Source organism: Streptomyces sp. NPDC057638, from assembly GCF_042800315.1.
In the GTDB taxonomy this organism is placed as follows: Bacteria; Actinomycetota; Actinomycetes; order Streptomycetales; family Streptomycetaceae; genus Streptomyces.
On record NZ_JBHVHF010000529.1, the window covers coordinates 1 to 3152 of the forward strand.

At 71.5% G+C, this 3152-nt stretch carries 3 protein-coding genes; 1 reads left to right on the forward strand and 2 read right to left on the reverse strand.

Annotation, left to right across the window (positions count from 1 at the left end):
* Together ACFVIM_RS34360 and ACFVIM_RS34365 are read right to left on the reverse strand one after the other, a co-directional pair.
* The coding region (locus ACFVIM_RS34360; protein ID WP_384310100.1) for an ALF repeat-containing protein at positions 1 to 1059 on the reverse strand (1059 nt) is incomplete at its 3' end.
* A 139-nt stretch (positions 1060 to 1198) separates the two neighbouring features.
* Positions 1199 to 2425 (reverse strand): acyltransferase family protein, encoded by a 1227-nt coding sequence (locus ACFVIM_RS34365; protein WP_384310103.1) that lies wholly within the window; start codon positions 2423 to 2425, stop codon positions 1199 to 1201.
* Between the two features lie 414 nt (positions 2426 to 2839).
* On the opposite strand from ACFVIM_RS34365, the gene ACFVIM_RS34370 reads away from it, so the two are divergent.
* Positions 2840 to 3034: a hypothetical protein gene (locus ACFVIM_RS34370; RefSeq protein ID WP_384310107.1), complete on the forward strand. Its 195-nt coding sequence runs from the start codon at positions 2840 to 2842 to the stop codon at positions 3032 to 3034.
* Positions 3035 to 3152 lie beyond the last annotated feature (118 nt).

The window sequence follows — 3152 nt, forward strand, 5'->3', positions numbered from 1 at the left end:
GGCGGCCTTGGCCGCCGCGTCCGAGGCGACCCGGGCGGCGCTGTTCGCCAGCCGTGCCGAGTCGATGGCCCGCTGGGCCGCCGCCGCGGCGGCCTTCGCGGCCTTCGCCGCCCGTGCGGCGGCCTCGGCGGCGCGCTGGGCGTCCTGGCCCGCGGCGGCGGCCTGCCGTGCCGCCTCCTGGGCGGCGGCCTTGGCCAGCTCCGCCGCCTTCACGGCCTCGGCGGACGCCTCCTTGGCGAGCGCGGTCTCCTTGGCGGCGAGCGCTCCGGCCTCGCGCGCCTGGGCGGCGAGCTGGGCGATCGTCGCGTACTCCTGGTCACGGGAGCGCGCGATGTGCTGGCCGACGTCCAGGAAGTCGCGGACGTCCTCGACGCTGCCGTTCATCGCGATCCTGGCGGCGGCCTGCACGGCGGGCCCGCCCGCCATGAGGATCTGGGTCACCCGCACCCGGTCGTCCTGCTCGCGGACGTGGTGCTGGCCCTGGGCGAGGAACTTCCGTACGTCCTCGATGGTGCCGTTCAGCGCGGCGGTGCCCGCCTGCCGGACACCGGGCCCACCGGCCTCGACGATCTGGACGAGGCGGACCCGCTGGTCCTGTTCGAGCGGCTGCTGCCAGCCCGACTTCAGGAACGTCGCCAGCTGGCCCCGGGTCCCGGCCATCGCCCGGGTCGCCGCGTCCAGCACGCCCCGGCCGCCGAAGCCGGAGATCTGGACGACACCGACCCGCAGATCCTGTTCGGCGGTGTCGTTGGCGACGGAGAGGAACTTGCGGACCTCCGCGTCCCCGCCCAGCAGGGCCGCCTCGGCCCCGGCCTTCACCCCGGGGCCGCCGGTGCGCCAGGCGTCCACCACGAGCTGGCGCCGGCTGAGCTCCTGCGCGGTGGGAAGGACGGCGGCGGGGGCGGTCTGGCCGGTCACCGGGGCCACCGGGGCCACCGCCGCGAGGGCGGGGGCCGGGCTCAGCAGCCCCGCCATGAAGGCGGGCGCCGCCAGGGCGATGCCCAGGGTGCGGGCGGCCCGTCGCGAGGGGGTACCCCGCGATCGAGTTCTTCGTATCACGTCAGGCTCATCTCACTCATGGGCGGCGATATGCCTGCCCAGGCCATGGATTGGCGCGGCGAGCCTATACCTGACGTGTCATCAGAAATGGCTGATACATGCCCAAAGCGGCGGCCAAATCACGGTGATAACCCGCAGGTCAGCGCCGTGGGGAGCGGGAGCGCCCCCGATCGTCGCCCCGGGCCAGATCCAGCGCGTCCCGGCGGAACGCCCACACCATGTCCGGCTCGGTCGCCCAGCGCAGCGCCCGGTGTACCCACGGGGTGCACAGCAGCGTCACCATGGCCGCCGCCGCGACGGTGAGCAGCACCCGGCCGGCGGGCTCGGAGAGCCAGCCGTACCGCTCGAAGAGGCCGGTCCAGTCGGCGGCCTTCAGCGGCAGACCGTGCAGCAGATAGCCGCAGACCGTGCCGACCCCCAGTGCGGTGAACCAGGTACGCCGCCGCGGCACCCACGCCAGGAACGCGGCGGTCAGCGTCACCGCCGCCACGAACAGGACCAGGCTCATCAGCGGCCCGGTCCACCAGGGCCGCTGAAGCTCCTGGGCGCTGAAGGAGCGGTAGACCCAGCCGAAGTGGACATGGGGCGCGGCGAGACAGGCGAGGACGGGCGCGGCGAGGAGTACCGGCAGCGAGAGCCGCCGCACCTCGGGGCGGCGCAGCAGCTGGAAGTGCTCCGGCCGCAGCAGCAGCCCCAGCACGAAGTACGGCAGGAACTGGAGTACCCGCTGGAGGTTGAGATCGGCGCCGATGCCGGGCGTCAGCGACGCGAGCGCGGCCAGCGCCAGCGCCACCGGCAGCGGATGGCGGATCTGCCGCCACAGCGGGGTCGTCAGCCGCCAGACGAAGAGCGCCGCCAGGAACCAGGTCAGATAGAAGGGGTCGAGCAGGCTGATCGGATGCCCGCTCTCGCCGCCGATCCAGCGCCGTGCGAGGGAGTACAGCACCTCGAAGACCACATACGGCAGCGCGATCCCGGTCAGCAGCCGCCGCAGCTGGCGCGGGGTGCCGGTGAAACTCCGGGAGAAGTAGCCGGAGATCACGATGAAGGCGGGCATATGGAAGACGTAGACGAGCAGATAGAGGCCCCGGGTGAGCTGGCTGCCGTCCATGACGGGTTCCCAGGCGTGCCCGATCGCCACCAGCACGATGGCCAGGTACTTCGCGTTGTCGAAGAACGGGTCCCGCCCTCCCCGCGCCTCACCACCCGGGTGGCCGGTTCTCTGTGTGTCGCCGCCGGCCGCGGGCCCGGCGCCCGGGGTCGCGGCGCTGCTACTCGCGGTATCCGTGCTGTGTGCCGCCGCGGCGTCCGGCTCCCTGGCAGCGGGCCGCGACGCCCTGTGCGTTGTCTGTGGAGCGGAGAACATTGGAGGCACATTAGCCAGGGAATTTGTGATGCGTAAATCCCGAGGCGGTTTTCTCATGGGTGAGTGTGAAACCATTGACAGTTGGCTTATATGCCCTAATTAATCCCCCTTAAATGGGGCATACGCCTCAGCGTTTGTCTGTATATGAAATGACGGCCGACGGGGTTTCGGTCGATGGATCGCGGGGATGCGTGTAACCGGAAAGAGGTCATGCGTAAATCAGTCTTCTTATGTGGCCGTATGGTCGGGGAGGGCGCGCGGGCGCCCGGTGGCGACGGCCCGGCGGTGACCGACGACACGTCAAGGGGCCGCGTCTTTCCGGCCGTTGGTGGCACGATGGTTCACGCCAAGGGGCGGGTGTGGCCACACCCGCCCCCGCTGGGCCGCGCGAACCGACCGAGGATGTGATCAGTTGTGGCCATTTCGTTCTCCGTGGTGCTGCTGTTGGGGATCGTCCTCGTGCTGATGATCCGCTCGGGCACCCTCAAGGGCGGCCCGTCGATCGTCGCGATCCTCTTCGGCTTCTTCCTCGCGTCCACGGGCATGGCCCCGTCGATCCAGCGTTTCCTCGACTCGATAGCCGACACGATCAACGACATCAGCTTCTGAGGCCGCCGGGGCCGCAGCGTCATCCAGGGCGGCCGGGGCAGCCGCGCCCGGCCACGGCGGCCACCGGTCGCCCCGCGCCCGTACGGTCCCGGCCCCCGACATGCGCGAAGGCCCGGTC

Excerpts from the sequence above, each read along its gene's own strand:
- ACFVIM_RS34365 (WP_384310103.1), bottom strand. The coding sequence starts at position 2,425 with ATGTTCTCCGCTCCACAGACAACGCACAGGGCGTCGCGGCCCGCTGCC.